The organism is Pseudomonas sp. PvP009, assembly GCF_017832995.1.
Taxonomy (GTDB): Bacteria; Pseudomonadota; Gammaproteobacteria; order Pseudomonadales; family Pseudomonadaceae; genus Aquipseudomonas; species Aquipseudomonas syringae.
Genome location: NZ_JAFIBG010000001.1, coordinates 1,631,323 through 1,646,041 on the forward strand (window position 1 = coordinate 1,631,323; position 14,719 = coordinate 1,646,041).

At 55.6% G+C, this 14,719-nt stretch carries 14 protein-coding genes, 4 tRNA genes and 1 riboswitch; of the genes, 10 read left to right on the top strand and 8 right to left on the bottom strand.

Features of this window, described 5'->3' with window-relative positions:
- Window positions 1–54: 54 nt before the first annotated feature.
- Window positions 55–567 carry a 6,7-dimethyl-8-ribityllumazine synthase gene (locus JOE29_RS07230; RefSeq protein ID WP_003369893.1) on the bottom strand — a complete coding sequence of 171 codons (513 nt, stop codon included), beginning with the start codon at window positions 565–567 and terminating at the stop codon, window positions 55–57.
- Window positions 568–693: 126 nt separating this feature from the next.
- A riboswitch (FMN riboswitch) is annotated at window positions 694–859 on the bottom strand.
- A 212-nt stretch (window positions 860–1,071) separates the two neighbouring features.
- Here JOE29_RS07230 and ltaE point away from each other — a divergent pair.
- The 7 genes from ltaE to JOE29_RS07265 all read left to right on the top strand — a co-directional run bounded on the left by ltaE (window position 1,072) and on the right by JOE29_RS07265 (window position 7,030).
- Complete coding sequence (gene ltaE, locus JOE29_RS07235; RefSeq protein WP_210079227.1) at window positions 1,072–2,076, top strand: low-specificity L-threonine aldolase; 1,005 nt, start codon at window positions 1,072–1,074, stop codon at window positions 2,074–2,076.
- A 144-nt stretch (window positions 2,077–2,220) separates the two neighbouring features.
- Window positions 2,221–4,845, top strand: coding sequence for an alanine--tRNA ligase (alaS, locus tag JOE29_RS07240; RefSeq protein WP_058446416.1), 2,625 nt, complete (start codon window positions 2,221–2,223; stop codon window positions 4,843–4,845).
- 91 nt (window positions 4,846–4,936) lie between these two features.
- Window positions 4,937–6,169, top strand: coding sequence for an aspartate kinase (locus tag JOE29_RS07245; RefSeq protein WP_074956072.1), 1,233 nt, complete (start codon window positions 4,937–4,939; stop codon window positions 6,167–6,169).
- Between the two features lie 169 nt (window positions 6,170–6,338).
- Window positions 6,339–6,527: a carbon storage regulator CsrA gene (csrA, locus tag JOE29_RS07250; RefSeq protein WP_002554426.1), complete on the top strand. Its 189-nt coding sequence runs from the start codon at window positions 6,339–6,341 to the stop codon at window positions 6,525–6,527.
- A gap of 62 nt (window positions 6,528–6,589) precedes the next feature.
- Window positions 6,590–6,680: transfer RNA gene (locus JOE29_RS07255), tRNA-Ser, on the top strand.
- Between the two features lie 109 nt (window positions 6,681–6,789).
- Window positions 6,790–6,866 (top strand) — tRNA-Arg (locus JOE29_RS07260).
- Between the two features lie 87 nt (window positions 6,867–6,953).
- Window positions 6,954–7,030 (top strand) — tRNA-Arg (locus JOE29_RS07265).
- A 44-nt stretch (window positions 7,031–7,074) separates the two neighbouring features.
- Here the strand turns inward: JOE29_RS07265 and bamE are convergent.
- Window positions 7,075–7,566, bottom strand: a complete 492-nt coding sequence (gene bamE / locus JOE29_RS07270; RefSeq protein ID WP_074998007.1) for an outer membrane protein assembly factor BamE — start codon at window positions 7,564–7,566, stop codon at window positions 7,075–7,077.
- Between the two features lie 325 nt (window positions 7,567–7,891).
- Between bamE and mgtE the strand changes: the two genes are divergently transcribed.
- A complete protein-coding gene (gene mgtE / locus JOE29_RS07275) occupies window positions 7,892–9,334 on the top strand; it encodes a magnesium transporter (RefSeq protein ID WP_003424840.1) in 1,443 nt (480 codons plus the stop codon).
- Window positions 9,335–9,520: 186 nt separating this feature from the next.
- Here the strand turns inward: mgtE and JOE29_RS07280 are convergent, their stop codons facing one another.
- From JOE29_RS07280 to JOE29_RS07290, 3 genes are all read right to left on the bottom strand, one after another.
- Window positions 9,521–9,847, bottom strand: coding sequence for an Arc family DNA-binding protein (locus tag JOE29_RS07280; RefSeq protein WP_002554423.1), 327 nt, complete (start codon window positions 9,845–9,847; stop codon window positions 9,521–9,523).
- A gap of 428 nt (window positions 9,848–10,275) precedes the next feature.
- On the bottom strand, window positions 10,276–10,461 hold the full coding sequence (locus tag JOE29_RS07285) for a PA3371 family protein (protein ID WP_044313595.1): 186 nt from the start codon (window positions 10,459–10,461) through the stop codon (window positions 10,276–10,278).
- 36 nt (window positions 10,462–10,497) lie between these two features.
- Window positions 10,498–10,737 carry a hypothetical protein gene (locus JOE29_RS07290; RefSeq protein ID WP_003342562.1) on the bottom strand — a complete coding sequence of 80 codons (240 nt, stop codon included), beginning with the start codon at window positions 10,735–10,737 and terminating at the stop codon, window positions 10,498–10,500.
- Window positions 10,738–11,054: 317 nt separating this feature from the next.
- On the opposite strand from JOE29_RS07290, the gene JOE29_RS07295 reads away from it, so the two are divergent.
- Window positions 11,055–11,131: transfer RNA gene (locus JOE29_RS07295), tRNA-Arg, on the top strand.
- Between the two features lie 139 nt (window positions 11,132–11,270).
- Here the strand turns inward: JOE29_RS07295 and JOE29_RS07300 are convergent.
- The 3 genes from JOE29_RS07300 to JOE29_RS07310 all read right to left on the bottom strand — a co-directional run bounded on the left by JOE29_RS07300 (window position 11,271) and on the right by JOE29_RS07310 (window position 13,562).
- Window positions 11,271–11,969, bottom strand: coding sequence for a GIY-YIG nuclease family protein (locus JOE29_RS07300; RefSeq protein ID WP_029572378.1), 699 nt, complete (start codon window positions 11,967–11,969; stop codon window positions 11,271–11,273).
- A 141-nt stretch (window positions 11,970–12,110) separates the two neighbouring features.
- The gene (locus JOE29_RS07305) at window positions 12,111–13,358 is read right to left on the bottom strand and encodes a hypothetical protein (RefSeq protein ID WP_210079229.1); all 1,248 of its coding nucleotides are present in this window, start codon (window positions 13,356–13,358) and stop codon (window positions 12,111–12,113) included.
- 48 nt (window positions 13,359–13,406) lie between these two features.
- The gene (locus JOE29_RS07310; protein ID WP_164490387.1) at window positions 13,407–13,562 is read right to left on the bottom strand and encodes a hypothetical protein; all 156 of its coding nucleotides are present in this window, start codon (window positions 13,560–13,562) and stop codon (window positions 13,407–13,409) included.
- A 376-nt stretch (window positions 13,563–13,938) separates the two neighbouring features.
- On the opposite strand from JOE29_RS07310, the gene JOE29_RS07315 reads away from it, so the two are divergent.
- On the top strand, window positions 13,939–14,691 hold the full coding sequence (locus JOE29_RS07315) for a DUF5677 domain-containing protein (RefSeq protein WP_210079231.1): 753 nt from the start codon (window positions 13,939–13,941) through the stop codon (window positions 14,689–14,691).
- Window positions 14,692–14,719: the final 28 nt, after the last annotated feature.

Below are 14,719 nucleotides of genomic sequence, written 5' to 3' on the forward strand. Positions count from 1 at the left end.
CGCAAAGCGTCCAGAACGATAGGTGTCCGGGAGAACACCTACCGATGCTGCGTCTCAGCAGGCCGCTTTCTGCTGTGCATCCAGACGGCGCAGGCTACGTACCTTGTTCAGGGTGTCAGCGCAGGTCTTGGCTGCTTCTTCGCCCTTGTGCACGAAGTGATCGAAGAAGAACTTCTGATGCTCTTCGCCGGCATGGAAGTGATGCGGTGTCAGGACCACGGAGAACACCGGTACTTCGGTTTCCAGCTGGACCTGCATCAGCGCACTGACCACTGACTGCGCGACGAACTCGTGACGATAGATGCCGCCATCCACTACCAGTGCGGCGCCGACGATGCCAGCGTAGCGGCCGGTATTGGCCAGCAGTTTTGCATGCAGCGGGATTTCAAAGGCGCCGCCCACTTCAAAGATGTCGATATCGCTTTCGGCGTAGCCCTGATTGGCCATCTCGGCGATAAAACCTTTACGGCTCTGGTCGACGATATCCTTGTGCCAGCAGGCCTGGATGAACGCGACACGCTCGTTTGCGTGGCTTTTGCTTTTGCTGTCGATTGCGGTTGGTTGCACGTGTTCTGACTCCTGTTTATGGAAAAAACAGGGCATTTGGATCGAAAGGGATTCAAGCTGCGTAGGAAAGCCTCCTGAACGATGTCGTTCATGGATAGGTTTTGCAGACGTTCTTGTTGACGCCAATCCCGCTCTCTCTTCATCCGGACTATGACCGTCGGCCCCGGAATCACACCGGGTCTGCTGACCTTGCAGATCGCGGCCAACGCCACGACCCCCAAGCGCTCGCGGGCTAGACGCATTGCGCGTCATTACCGCCGGTGGGGAATTACACCCCGCCCTGAGAACGTTGCCGTCACTTTACGTGGCCGGCGCGAGATTTTTATCATAGTTCGCTGGATCATGCATGGACACTTTCGTACGGTATACCTGCCTTTTTCTTATAAGGAGTCGGAGTATCGAGAGCGGCGGCGCTTGATTATCATGTACCGCGTCGTCAGTAATGCCTTGTTGCAAGCCAAAGGTTGCATGCATTATCGATCTTCAACTTCAGGGAGCTTTTTCGTGACTGTCATCGATCTGCGCAGCGACACAGTGACTCTGCCCACGGCCGGCATGCTTGATGCCATGGCACGTGCGCCCGTTGGCGATGATGTCTACGGCGAGGACCCTACCGTCAATCTGCTCGAAGCGACGCTTGCCGGACGCCTCGGGTTCGATGCCGCGCTGTTCGTGCCGTCTGGCACCATGAGCAATCTGCTGGCGCTGATGGCGCACTGTGAACGTGGCGATGAGTACGTCGTCGGTCAGCAGGCCCACACCTATAAGTACGAAGGTGGCGGTGCGGCAGTGCTGGGCTCCATTCAGCCACAGCCCCTGGAGGTACAGGCCGATGGCTCCCTGGACCTGCAGCAGGTGCTCGACGCCATCAAGCCCGATGATTTTCACTTTGCCCGCACGCGCCTGCTGGCCCTGGAAAACACCATGCAGGGCAAAGTGCTGCCCTTGGACTACCTGGCTGCCGCGCGTACCCTGACTCTGGAAAAGGGGCTCGCCCTCCATCTGGACGGCGCACGGCTGTACAACGCCTCGGTCAGGCTGGGTGTCGATGTCCATGAGATCACCCGGCACTTCGATTCGGTTTCGGTCTGCCTTTCCAAGGGGCTGGGCGCGCCGATCGGCTCGGTGCTGTGTGGTTCGCAGCCGTTGATCGCCAAGGCCCGCCGCTTGCGCAAGATGCTTGGCGGTGGCATGCGTCAGGCTGGAGGGCTGGCGGCGGCAGGGCTCTACGCGCTGGATCATCAGGTCGAGCGGTTGGCGGACGACCATGCCAACGCGGCGTTTCTGGCTGAAGGCCTGAGCGGGCTCGGCTACGCTGTCGAGCCGGTGCAGACCAATATGGTCTATGTGCAGATCGGCGAGCGCGCGGCATCGCTCAAAGCGTTCTGCGCCGAGCGTGGCATCGTACTCACGGCCTCGGCGCGGCTGCGCATGGTGACCCACCTGAACGTGTCGCGCGCTCAGGTCGAACAGGTCATCGCCGCATTCGCAGCCTTTGAACACCCATGACATGCCGATAATCCAGTTACTTGTTTCTATCGCACAAACACACTGTACCGAGGGCGCAACGCCTATATAATGCGGCCCTTTGCCGTCGCTACGTCATTTGACGTTTTGCACTTGCCTCTGGCCGCAGTCTCCGTGGAAGAACCTATGAAAAGCGCAGAAATCCGTGAAGCCTTCCTTGGCTTCTTCGAAGAGCAAGGCCACACCCGTGTCGCTTCAAGCTCCTTGATTCCGGGCAATGACCCAACCCTGCTGTTCACCAACGCAGGCATGAACCAGTTCAAGGATTGCTTCCTGGGCCAGGAAAAGCGCGCCTACACCCGCGCCGTTACCAGTCAGAAATGCGTGCGTGCCGGTGGCAAGCACAACGACCTGGAAAACGTCGGCTACACCGCTCGTCACCATACTTTTTTCGAAATGCTGGGCAACTTCAGCTTCGGTGACTATTTCAAGCGTGATGCCATCACCTACGCCTGGACCTTCCTGACCTCCGAAAAATGGCTCAACCTGCCCAAGGAAAAGCTCTGGGTCACGGTGTACGCCACTGACGACGAAGCCTACGACATCTGGACCAAGGAGATCGGCGTACCTGCCGAGCGCATGGTCCGTATTGGCGACAACAAAGGCGCACCGTACGCCTCCGATAACTTCTGGACCATGGGCGACACCGGCCCGTGCGGTCCTTGCAGCGAGATTTTCTTCGATCACGGCCCGGAAATCTGGGGCGGCCCGCCGGGCTCGCCGGAAGAAGACGGCGACCGTTACATCGAGATCTGGAACAACGTATTCATGCAGTTCAACCGGACTGCAGATGGCGTGCTGCACCCGCTGCCAGCGCCATCGGTCGATACCGGCATGGGCCTGGAGCGTGTCAGTGCGGTCCTGCAGCACGTGCATTCCAACTATGAAATCGACTTGTTCCAGAGCCTGCTGGCTGCGTCGGCCAAGGCCATTGGTTGCAGCAATGACAACCAGGCTTCGCTGAAAGTCGTGGCTGACCACATTCGCTCGTGCGGCTTCCTGATCGCCGACGGCGTGCTGCCGTCCAACGAAGGGCGTGGTTATGTGCTGCGCCGCATCATTCGTCGCGCCTGCCGTCACGGCAACAAACTGGGTGCCAAGGGCAGCTTCTTCTACCAGATCGTTGCCGCGCTGGTTGCCGAGATGGGGTCTGCGTTCCCTGAGCTGGTGCAACAGCAGTCGCACATCGAACGCGTACTCAAAGGCGAAGAAGAGCAGTTCGCCAAGACCCTCGAGCAAGGTCTGAAAATCCTCGAGCAGGATCTGGCCGACCTCAAAGGCACCGTGGTTCCGGGCGAAGTGGTTTTCAAGCTGTACGACACCTACGGTTTCCCGATGGACCTGACCGGCGACATCGCCCGCGAGCGCAACCTGACCCTGGACGAAGCAGGCTTCGAGCGTGAAATGGACGCCCAGCGCGTGCGCGCCCGTTCGGCCAGCTCGTTCGGCATGGATTACAACAGCCTGGTGAAGGTCGATGTGGCCACGCAGTTCACCGGTTACTCGGCGACCACTGGCCGCGCCAGCGTCGTGGCTCTCTATAAGGAAGGCCAGTCGGTTTCTCACCTGAATGAAGGCGAAGAGGGCGTGGTGATTCTCGACATCACCCCGTTCTACGCCGAGTCGGGCGGTCAGATCGGTGACAGCGGTTTCCTGCAGGCCGGTGACGCGCGCTTTGACGTCAGTGATACCACCAAGACCGGTGGTGCGTTCCTGCACCACGGCGTTGTGGCGTCCGGCAGCCTGAGCGTTGGCGCGCAGGTTGAAACACAAGTGGCTGATGAAGTTCGCGATGCAACCAAATTGAACCATTCGGCCACTCACTTGCTGCACGCCGCATTGCGTCAGGTGCTGGGTGAGCACGTTCAGCAGAAAGGCTCGCTGGTCGACAGTCAGCGTCTGCGCTTCGACTTCAGCCACTTCGAAGCGATCAAGCCCGAGCAACTGCGTGCGCTGGAAGATATCGTCAACGCCGAGATTCGCAAGAACACCGAGGTAATGACCGAAGAAACCGATATCGACACGGCGAAGAAAAAGGGTGCCATGGCGCTGTTCGGCGAGAAGTACGGCGACAGCGTTCGCGTACTGAGCATGGGCGGCGAGTTTTCCGTCGAGCTGTGTGGTGGCATTCACGCCAGCCGCACCGGTGACATCGCGCTGTTCAAGATCGTCAGTGAGGGCGGTGTTGCAGCAGGCGTGCGCCGTATCGAGGCCGTCACCGGCGCTGCGGCCCTGGCCTGGCTGAATTCGGCCGAAGATCAACTCAAGGAAGCCGCGACGCTGGTCAAAGGCAATCGCGACAACCTGCTGGACAAGCTGACGGCGGTGATTGAACGCAACCGTCTGCTGGAAAAACAACTGGAACAACTGCAGGCCAAGGCAGCCAGTGCCGCCGGTGACGACCTGTCGTCAGCTGCGCTGGATGTCAAAGGGGTCAAGGTTCTGGCCACGCGCCTGGATGGTCAGGACGGCAAGGCGCTGTTGGCGCTTGTCGATCAGTTGAAGAACAAGCTCGGCCGCGCAGTGATCCTGCTCGGCAGTGTTCATGAGGACAAGGTTGTCTTGGTCGCAGGCGTGACCAAGGACCTGACTGGCCAACTCAAAGCCGGTGATTTGATGAAGCAGGCAGCTGCCGCCGTAGGTGGTAAAGGTGGTGGCCGTCCTGATATGGCTCAAGGCGGTGGTGTAGATGCCGGTGCGCTGGATTCAGCGCTGGCACTGGCCGTTCCTTTTGTAGAGCAGGGTATCTGAGTCGGGTCAGCGGGCCTGCCGCACACCGGCAGGCCGTACTTGAACTCGAATGTTAATGGGTGCTCTTAACGGGATTTGAGGCGGCTTTGAGATGGCTTTAATCGTACAGAAATTTGGCGGCACCTCCGTGGGCTCTGTAGAGCGCATCGAGCAGGTGGCCGACAAGGTCAAGAAATTCCGTGAGGCGGGTGACGACCTGGTGGTCGTACTGTCGGCCATGAGCGGTGAAACCAATCGTCTGATCGAGCTGGCCAGGCAGATCAGTGATCAGCCGGTTCCTCGCGAGCTGGATGTCATTGTCTCCACGGGCGAGCAGGTCACCATCGCGCTGCTGGCGATGGCCTTGATGAAACGTGGCGTTCCTGCGGTGTCCTACACCGGCAATCAGGTGCGTATTCTCACCGACAGCGCGCACAACAAGGCGCGCATCCTGCAGATCGACGACCACAAGATCCGTACCGACCTGAAAGCGGGTCGTGTGGTAGTGGTTGCCGGCTTCCAGGGTGTCGATGAGCACGGCAACATCACGACCCTCGGGCGTGGTGGCTCGGACACGACCGGTGTTGCCCTGGCGGCGGCGCTGAAAGCGGACGAGTGCCAGATCTACACCGACGTCGATGGCGTCTACACCACTGATCCGCGCGTCGTGTCGCAGGCCCAGCGCCTCGACAAGATCACCTTCGAAGAGATGCTGGAAATGGCCAGCCTCGGTTCCAAGGTGCTGCAGATCCGTGCGGTCGAGTTCGCCGGCAAATACAATGTCCCGCTGCGCGTTCTGCACAGCTTCAAAGAGGGGCCGGGCACCCTTATTACAATCGATGAAGAGGAATCCATGGAACAGCCGATCATTTCCGGCATCGCCTTCAACCGCGATGAAGCCAAGCTGACCATCCGTGGTGTGCCAGACACCCCCGGCGTGGCGTTCAAGATTCTCGGCCCGATCAGCGCGGCCAATATCGAAGTGGACATGATCGTGCAGAACGTCTCGCACGATAACACCACCGATTTCACCTTCACGATCCATCGCAACGACTATCAGGCGGCCTTGCAGGTGCTTGAGGCCACCGCACGTGAAATCAGCGCGCGTGAAGTGTCCGGCGATACCAAGATCGCCAAGGTGTCCATCGTCGGCGTCGGCATGCGCTCGCATGCCGGCGTTGCCAGTCGCATGTTCGAAGCGCTGGCCAAGGAGAGCATCAATATTCAGATGATCTCCACATCGGAAATCAAGGTTTCCGTGGTCATCGAAGAGAAATACCTGGAGTTGGCTGTGCGCGCATTGCACACGGCCTTTGAGCTGGATGCTCCGCGGCAGGGTGAATGACCCTGTCATCGAAGGGCGCGGCGTGACCGCGTCTTTCGGGTGCTGCGCAGAAGGGCTTTTGTTTTCTTTGCGTTAGTCGATATACAGGTAGTGGTCATGGCGTTTTGCTAGTGTCACTGCCTATAGGTTGCAGACTGTTGTCCCTGAATAAAGGCGTAAGGAGAAAAGTATGCTGATTCTGACTCGTCGGTGCGCGGAAAGCCTGATCATTGGGGATGGTGAAATCACCGTCACCGTGCTCGGAGTGAAGGGTAATCAGGTGCGTATTGGTGTCAATGCGCCGAAGGAAGTCGCTGTCCACCGTGAAGAGATTTACCTGCGTATCAAGAAAGAGAAGGACGAAGAACCAAGCCATTAATTTTTATTGAATTTTTGGTTTGCAAACGGGGAAAAGGGTGGTTATTATACGCCCCGTGTTGCGGAGAGCTGGCCGAGTGGCCGAAGGCGCTCCCCTGCTAAGGGAGTACACCTCAAAAGGGTGTCGGGGGTTCGAATCCCCCGTTCTCCGCCATTATTTATGTAGTGCGTAAAACTGGGCTTGATCTGTAAGTTGTTGAATTTACTAGAAAAAGTGCTTGACTAAACAGTTTTACGACCTATAATGCGCGGCACCAACACATGCACTCGTAGCTCAGCTGGATAGAGTACTCGGCTACGAACCGAGCGGTCACAGGTTCGAATCCTGTCGAGTGCACCATTTAAAGTTGTTTGAAATGTTGTAAGCAATTACAAGGTTTCCGATAACTGGCTCCAACCAGAGGTGATCTGGTCTAAAAACACCAATGCACTCGTAGCTCAGCTGGATAGAGTACTCGGCTACGAACCGAGCGGTCACAGGTTCGAATCCTGTCGAGTGCACCATACAAACGAAAAGCCCACATCGAAAGATGTGGGCTTTTTGCTTTCTAGCGTTTTCCTTTAACGCATCCGTGCTCGTCAAATGTCACCTTATTGCTGCGGCCTTTTTTCTGGTTGTACACGTAATGCAATTCTCCGTTGCGGTTGGTGATCTTGTCGGGGCGCCCCAGCAGGCTCTCCACATCACGCTGCGTCATGCCAGGAGGGGTGCGCTGGTTGATGATCGCAGCCCGGCGCTGTTCGGCGCTCAAGCGGTTGCCGCAGCCATCATCGCGTGTGCCGACCACGACAACTGTCTGGTCTGTCGGTTTTCCGCGCGCGGTTTGCGCAGTGTTAGCGGGCGGTAGCACATCGATACGGGTTCCCGGCGGTGCATTGAAGGCGCTCTGCAGGCGGATGCTGTGCCCATCCGGGCATCCCAGGGTGGTAAACGTAATCTTTCCGGATGCATCCTCGCAGCGATGAACGTTGCTGGCGGTTGCAGTCGCAGGCAGGCAGAGCAGGGCGCTCCACAGCAGCAGGTGATTGGCAGGTCGCATGCCCAAGGTCCTCCGTGACGGGTGTCAGCAAAGGCTAACTCCCGCCTTTGCAAGGGGCGAGCGTGTTTTGTTGGCTGAATGTGACGTCGAACCCTGGCTGGCTTACGGAGTTGTGCAGGTTTGCACTGCAAACGGTTGTTCTGAGCTGAATTTTCTCGCGTGCGCTTCGCTCAAAGCGGTGTATCATTGCGCCCGTCAGCTCCGCCGGGGCTTGTGGAACACCTCCATGGACATACCCAGTCGTTACTCGATAATGTTTTTCAACAATCATGAATTAACTGATTGATCTCCCGGCGTGCTCCGCTGCTGGGAGTGGAGTTCGCCTATGACCGAAAGAGAAGTAAAAAAAACGCAGGAAAGCTTGCAGGATCGCCTGGCTCAGGTCGTCGATCTGCTGCAGCGCCAGCGTATTGTTGAGGACCTGACCCATCGTCAGGAAGGTCAGCATCAGGACCGTGTAGAAAACCTGGTTCACCGGCAGAACCTCGTCGAGTTGCAACGCAAGCTCGAAGACCTTCACTCTGCCGACGTCGCTTATATCCTTGAAGCCTTGCCCCTGGAAGACCGTCTGACCGTCTGGCAGCTGGTCAAGGCCGATCGCGACGGCGATATTCTTCTCGAAGTATCCGATTCCGTTCGTGAAACCCTGATCGCCGACATGGACGATCATGAGTTGCTCGCGGCGGCACGGGACATGGACGCCGACGAACTGGCCGACCTTGCTCCCGAGTTGCCCCGCGACGTCGTTCACGAGCTCATGGAAACACTGGATTCACAACAGCGTGAGCGCGTGCGGTCGGCCCTGTCCTATGACGAGGATCAGGTCGGTGCGCTGATGGACTTCGAGATGGTGACGATCCGTGAGGATGTCAGCCTTGAAGTCGTACTGCGCTACCTGCGCAGGCTCAAAGAGCTGCCCGGTCACACCGACAAACTGTTCGTAGTCGATTCCGAGGGCGTGCTCAAGGGCGTGCTGCCGATCAAGCGTCTGCTGGTCAATGATCCGGAGAAGCAGGTTGGCGAAGTCATGGCCAACGACCCGGTCAGCTTTCACCCGGAAGACGATGCCTACGATGCGGCACAGGCGTTCGAGCGTTACGACCTTATTTCCACGCCGGTCGTGGACAAGAACGGCAAGCTGATCGGCCGTCTGACCATCGATGAAATGGTCGACCTGATCCGTGAGGAAAGCGAAAGCGAAGTCCTCAACATGGCGGGTCTGCGTGAAGAGGAAGACATCTTCGCGTCGGTATGGCGTTCGCTGCGCAACCGTTGGGCCTGGCTGGCAGTCAACCTGGTAACTGCGTTCCTGGCCTCGCGCGTGATCGGCCTGTTCGAAGGCTCCATCGAGAAGCTGGTGGCGCTCGCTGCGCTGATGCCTATCGTGGCCGGTATCGGTGGCAACTCCGGTAATCAGACCATCACCATGATCGTCCGCGCGATGGCGCTGGACCAGGTCAATACCGGTAATACGGCGCGCTTGCTGCGCAAGGAGCTGGCTGTCGGCCTGATCAACGGGCTGCTCTGGGGGGGTGTGATCGGCGTGGTCGCCTACATGCTGTATGGCAGTTGGTCATTAGGTGTGGTCATGACCGCAGCCATGACGCTCAACCTGTTGCTGGCAGCGCTGATGGGCGTTTCCATTCCCATGGCGCTTGCTCGCCTGGGACGAGATCCCGCGATGGGGGCAAGCGTCATGATTACGGCGATGACCGACAGCGGCGGCTTCTTCATCTTCCTTGGACTGGCGACGATCTTTCTGCTCTAAGCCTCGCGACTCTTACAGTCTTTTGAAATAAAAAACCGCCGTGATCAGGCGGTTTTTTTATGCTTCGGCCAAGTCTTCATCTCGTTGTGTAACGCGATAAGCCGACGACTAATAAAGAAAAAGACTACAAGAAGGCTATAACGAAAAAGGCCAGCTTTCGCTGGCCTTTGTCTGTTAAGTGAAATCTCAGGACTCTTCGGAAGCGAGTTCCGTGTCATGAGCAATCAGCGAAACAAGAGCGTTCTGTTGACGATGTGAAAGCTGACGAAAGCGCTGCAGCAGCTCGCGTTCGTGCAAGGACAGCTCAGGACTATCGAGACGCAGGCTTGGTTCATCACCAAGAGCGCCTTCCTGAATCAGGCTTTGTTCGAGACGAGCGATGATTTCCGAGTTCATGCTGCGGTGATGATTCTTGGCTACCTCTTGCACGCGATTACGCATGCCATCTGGTAGGCGAACGACGAACTTGTCAGCCGTGCGGCTGGAATAAGTAGCCTGTTTCATAGGGCTCATATATTTAACCGGTTAGTTCAGGGGAAGCGGTTCTAGCAAGTGGCCGCAAGATTGTCACAGTCAGACAGTCATTTTGGCCAAATGTTCAACCGGGGTTCCAAGGGGCCGACATAATGCCGCATTCCGTCGAATCCTTGGCGTCAATTCTGTGACAAATATTGACTCAGGTAGAGGCGTATTGCCAGCACCAATTATCAGAAATGCGAGCGAATTTGCAAAGTCATCGCATTTGTCCCGGGATAAAAGGGCACGCCACCGAGCTTTTTCCTGTCATGGCCATTTGACTCTAAGTATGCGTCGAAATTCAGCGTGAGCGAGGTTAGCCGACAAAGGGTTGGCTGCGGTGCAGGAAGGTTCTTTTGGAGGAGGGGGGATTCTGGATGCGAACGGTCAGACGACCGGGCAAATTGCTGCAGGTAGCTTCGCTGTCAGCGAAGCACCGGGTCGAACTTGAAGCGACGACCGACGAACAACGCAACTACGAAGAGACAGGCGAACACACCGGCGGCGATATTTGCAGCGATACTCATGGCTTGCGCATTAACAGGAAGCAAAAGGTCGGCGACGACAGCCATTATCGCCAGGACCAGAAATGACAACGCGGATTTTGACATGGCTACTCTCTCTTGAAAGGGTCGTTGCGGGCGTTATCAGAAAACCCAGCGCTGTTCGGCGCGTGGAAACTGAAGTGACTCATCATCGTCATTGGCCAGCATCGCTGCGCTTGCAACGCGTTCAGTCATGATTGCCAGTTTTGGCGCCTGACTGATCTGGTGGTGGACTGGAGCAGGCATAGCGGCCTGAGCGTCCTTGATACCAGAATCCTGGAAATGAAATGCCACCAGAGCCACCAGAGCTGCCGCATTCAACACTGAGAGAGTCTTGTTCATTTTCCAGTACCTGTGCCCGACCGTTTGGGATGAGATGTGTTCCACAGATATCAATAATGCAGTCTGCATGCCAATCGTAAAATGATAAAAAATCCTTTCTAATCAATGGCTTATTAAATTAAAAAAAGTGCTCTGCAGTGCGTTTTGCAATGATGGCTTTTTGGGGTATTGCAAATTGCATGATCGGTTTATGAGACCGTGTTTCCAGGCGACATCGGCTACAGGGTCGAAGGGCAATGACGACATGACAAAAGCGCCACATGCCGCTAAGATGCACGCCGTCCTCGCTGGCACCGATCGGTGTGTCGGCACGCAGTGTCTCAGTAGCTCAATTGGATAGAGCATCCCCCTCCTAAGGGGAAGGTTGCAGGTTCGAACCCCGCCTGGGACACCATATAAATAAAGCCTTTCAAGGTATTATCCTGTCAGCGCGCCTTCTCGGTGACTACAGGATGTCTTCCTGAACTATCGAGGCTAGCCTCTACTGACTCTTCGATCCGCAAGTACCTAGTCACTTCCATTTGATCTTCCACTCAAAGCCCTGCTACTGGCACAGACTTACCAAGAGTCTTAATCTGCTTAAGATCGGAGGCGTCGAGATCAAACCACTCACCCTCAAGGCGCTTTGCTTGATAGGCAAGATGCAAACTCCGCTCTGCATAGGTGTAGTCATCAAACCAGGCGTAATGCTCAAGACTTATCGGAAAGGGGAGCTTGACCTCGAAGAGCCGGGTGCGAGCCTTCAGGTGAATTGTCTTGCCTATCTTGAAACCCAGCTTAGATCGAATGACATAGACGTAGCCACCTGTGGGCGAACTAGAGGGTTGACTCACGCTTCTCACGGGCGGTGGCGGCACCGGGATGTCGAATCCGGCGATGTCTGGAAAATATTCGGCATGTAGATCTGGAAGACCGTACCGGTTGACCACGTCAGGGGCAAAAGCAAACCAGTGTTTGGTTTGCTCCCAGTAACGTCTTCCGCTCGAGCTAGGCCGAAGCGTGATATCAGTTTCGCGCCACAGGATCTTTGCACGACCTGATGCTTGATCAACTGTCATGACGATGCCAAATGCGCTCACATTACCAATTTGGGCTCTCGCGTCCCAACCGGCCAGCACAATGCAGTCCTTGGGACGCGCCTGAAGAATCAGGCCGACTAAATCGGAATCCACCTGCACGTCGTGCATCACGGGCATGACAAGTTTTTGGGGATCAAAGCGATAAAATTTCACTTAAGCTTCCTTGCACAGATCTATAGTCTACTAGACTATCGCAGCGACATAGCGCCCTGAAGTTCATTAGATGCGCCGGAACGGTATCCAGCGTAGACCAGTGATAATCTCCGCTGCCATTATCCAGAACAACGGTCGCCGTCACTCCCGCGTGGGATCAGGTTTTCCATACAGCAACCGGCTATCGAAATGCTTTTCGAAAAGCGCCTTGAACGACTCAGGGTCACCATTCCAGTCTCCCTTCCGGTGAAGGCCAAGCAACGAGTCGAACCGCGCTACCCATTTTTTCTTTCCCAGCTTACCTGCAAGTGCAAGGGCTTCAGGGAGGACGTGGTTGAATACATCAGCTTCTCTACCAACTCCGTGGATGTAGGCATTCTGATAGTATTTCAGGGCTTGTTCTTCCTGCCCAGATAGAACTAGAAAGCGTCCGCGTAGCCAATCAATGATGTGATAAGTCTCTTCAGAAATGGGCTCCCACGTCTTTTCAAGGCGTCTCAGCATATCTTCGACGGCGTGCGCATCTCTTGGTATAGCTGGATTGTAAAGTGCTTCGCGAATCGCCGAAAATGGGCGATCCGGGCCGATATTCAAACTTTCAGCCCTCTCTATGGCTAACTGCCGTTTACGCCAGTAATAGGCTTCTAGAGCGGAGTCAGCGTCTTCGGGTAGATCCAAGTGATTTGAAATCGCTTCGCGATATTTAAGTGGCGTCCGAGCTAGGAGTCTAGCGGCTACCATCCACAGTTTCGGTGCAAATTCTTCGCCGAGCCCTAGCGCTTGAAGAATCTCTCGCGCTCGGTCTAGGTTTGTAACCGCTGAGCCTCTCAGCCAATCGTCGAGAGTATCTCGGCAATTGTCGAGGTCGATTGCATTCACCTCTGCCCGATATTCACAGATTTTGGTGTAGTCCTTAGTTCCCCAAGTACAGAAGGCCTCAACGAGAAAGCCAAAGGGCGCAGTGGCAGACAGCAGTTTGCCCAAAGGAACGATTGGCAAAATGTGGTGAATCATCTTCAGCACCAGACTGCCGCCAAACGCGAATATCGTTGGCCATAGCAGGTACATCATGTCTCGACGGTGGAGTAGGCCTGCATCATGCCTAGGAATAATCGACGCGTAGTATTCGAGCCAGCGACGCCATGCTACGAATATCGAGTTGGCAAAGACCTCATCTCCGATAAAGGTGGCCAACCTGTTCTCAAGCTTGAACAGAATGGTGGTTGGTATTTCGATTGGGTCAAGGCCAGGGCGTCTGCGCTCGTCCTTGAATGCCTTCAAATCATCATACAAGCCAGTACCCTCTGTAGAGAGTACAAGGCCGCTACGGGTCGCAATCTCGTAAACGACTTCGCCTATAGATGGATAGGGTGAGACTGGGAGTTTCATGCGGTCACCTGCCCAAGGGGGAAGGCCCCCTCGGGATGCTAAATCCTTTTATTTTTTTGCTTTATCTGCCGCCCTCGCGGCTCGGGAAGCGAAGCTATCCGGAGGGATAATGCCGTCATTCTCTCGAGAAGTCGCGGAGTAGATGCGGGCTTTGGCTTCTTTAGTCATAGGTTGTGATTTAGTGCTTGAAGATTTTTTGGTCATGTCATTTTCCTTGAGGTTCGGGTTGAACGCCTGAGCGCTGCAATCGACTTTACGTAGCCTTCCGATTGCAGTCAGGGGGGCAAACTCGGAAAAATCTAAAACCAGACTCTCAACTCGCAAATGATCATGTTCAACCCTTTGAGAAATGAATCAATTCCATGGCGATACACTTATTTTCCGGGCGGCATCGTGGGTAGGTAAAATGGTGATCTAGAGTTCTAGATCACCATGGACGACCAGAGCCTACCTAATGTCATCGACTCCACGCCCAACCTCCCATCGCGATCCCGAAGAAGATTTCGGAACGTTGACCGAACTGTTTGCAAGAATGATCGAAGCTCAGCGAAGTCATGCATTGAGTTCCTAGGATGCTTGGATGAATCACGCCCAGATATTGGCAGTAAAGCTTTTCAAGCAAGCCTGTTCGGTCAGGCTAATACTCGATCCGACGCAGTTAGACTTCCACGACGGCTCGCAAATCGTCTTCGTCGATCACTCTTCGGCAACAATCTTGGCTCGTGCCTGCTTGGAAACTTTCATTGTCTTCCACTGGATATTCCAATGCCAAGATCCCGCTTTGCGGCAATTTCGATACGGTGTTTGGCGATTAGGCGGATTGATGGACAGACTCAAGCTACATCCATCTACCGATCAGGCTAGTGAGGCACTAAAGGTGGCACGGCTTCAAGCCGCCGACCAGATTGCAGAAATTGAGCCATCTCCTTTTCTCGGCGGCTACAGTCCGGATCAGGTTAAGCGTTTGATGAAGGGAGACTGGAGAGCTGGCTGGTCATGGACGAACGAAGCAGTAAGGGCTGGCTTCAGCAAAAAGTATTTTCAGAACGTGTACTCCCATTTTTGCGGGTACGCGCACACGTCCTACATCAGCTCAATGCAAATGGGGCAAGCTCAGTTAATCGACGATCAGCGAATGCTTGGCTTAGTCGCCTTGCAAACCAGAATCCATGTGATGGCTCGAGCGGTAGCGTTTTACGCGGAGCTTTTCCCATCAGGCCGTACTGCGCTAAAGATGTCTCCAGAGCAGGCTCAGAATGTGGCTTATTTCTGGGGCTTCACGAATGTTGATATGGATCCTTTGTACGAAGAGCCTTCAGGGGAAGATCTTTGAGGCAGGCGGGTTGCCTGATGCAAGTTCC

Excerpts from the sequence above, each read along its gene's own strand:
- JOE29_RS07310 (WP_164490387.1), bottom strand. The coding sequence starts at position 13,562 with ATGACCAAAAAATCTTCAAGCACTAAATCACAACCTATGACTAAAGAA.
- mgtE (WP_003424840.1), top strand. The coding sequence starts at position 7,892 with ATGACCGAAAGAGAAGTAAAAAAAACGCAGGAAAGCTTGCAGGATCGC.
- JOE29_RS07285 (WP_044313595.1), bottom strand. The coding sequence starts at position 10,461 with ATGTCAAAATCCGCGTTGTCATTTCTGGTCCTGGCGATAATGGCTGTC.
- JOE29_RS07305 (WP_210079229.1), bottom strand. The coding sequence starts at position 13,358 with ATGAAACTCCCAGTCTCACCCTATCCATCTATAGGCGAAGTCGTTTAC.
- alaS (WP_058446416.1), top strand. The coding sequence starts at position 2,221 with ATGAAAAGCGCAGAAATCCGTGAAGCCTTCCTTGGCTTCTTCGAAGAG.
- csrA (WP_002554426.1), top strand. The coding sequence starts at position 6,339 with ATGCTGATTCTGACTCGTCGGTGCGCGGAAAGCCTGATCATTGGGGAT.
- JOE29_RS07280 (WP_002554423.1), bottom strand. The coding sequence starts at position 9,847 with ATGAGCCCTATGAAACAGGCTACTTATTCCAGCCGCACGGCTGACAAG.
- JOE29_RS07245 (WP_074956072.1), top strand. The coding sequence starts at position 4,937 with ATGGCTTTAATCGTACAGAAATTTGGCGGCACCTCCGTGGGCTCTGTA.
- bamE (WP_074998007.1), bottom strand. The coding sequence starts at position 7,566 with ATGCGACCTGCCAATCACCTGCTGCTGTGGAGCGCCCTGCTCTGCCTG.
- JOE29_RS07290 (WP_003342562.1), bottom strand. The coding sequence starts at position 10,737 with ATGAACAAGACTCTCTCAGTGTTGAATGCGGCAGCTCTGGTGGCTCTG.
- JOE29_RS07315 (WP_210079231.1), top strand. The coding sequence starts at position 13,939 with ATGAATCACGCCCAGATATTGGCAGTAAAGCTTTTCAAGCAAGCCTGT.